Genomic DNA, 590 nt, shown 5'->3' with positions numbered 1-590 from the left:
ATCTTCCATCATTCTTTTTTATCTTTTTCAAGCAATTCAATAATCCGATCTAACTTCTGATTCATATTGATCACGTGTTGTTTTTTCATAATGTTGTTTTGCAATAATCTTTTAATGAACAGAGTAAATGATACAAAAAACAAAGCGATAAGTCCGATTACTAGACAAAAATATATCAATGCAAATATATTATTTTCGAACAAATTCATTCAGCTATCACATCCTCTATTCCTGATCATTTTATCACTCAATTCTAAATAGTCAATAAAATTATAAATCAAACGCAAAAAGAGCACCTTTTAAAGATGCTCTTTTTCATTAATACGTAAATGTAATTGTCGCTAATGAATAACCTGTCATTGCACTATATGGCGCAACTTGATAAGATACACGCTTTGCACCTTTTGGCCAAGTTATTTCATTTAATACTTTCTTTATATCTTGCATCGTTCCATCCATTGACTGCTTATATCGTACTTCTACTTTTTCTGGCTTGGAAGCAAATTGTTGCTGTAATTTTTTCTTAAACTCATTGTAATTTTCCGCTCCATATTGTGCAGATAAATACTTTAAATTTGTTTCTTTTAACA

General features: G+C 29.3%; 1 protein-coding gene and 1 pseudogene. Both read right to left on the bottom strand.

Going from position 1 to position 590, the window contains the following annotated elements; all coding sequences use genetic code 11:
• Nucleotides 1–8: 8 nt before the first annotated feature.
• Nucleotides 9–209, bottom strand: a complete 201-nt coding sequence (locus tag AC1DTM_RS30805; RefSeq protein ID WP_016104592.1) for a DUF4083 domain-containing protein — start codon at nucleotides 207–209, stop codon at nucleotides 9–11.
• A 109-nt stretch (nucleotides 210–318) separates the two neighbouring features.
• A pseudogene (locus AC1DTM_RS30800) lies at nucleotides 319–590 on the bottom strand (transglutaminase domain-containing protein); the annotation flags it as partial.

This window comes from Bacillus sp. P4_D3 (genome assembly GCF_056401855.1).
This window is presented reverse-complemented; position numbering and strand designations above follow the sequence as displayed.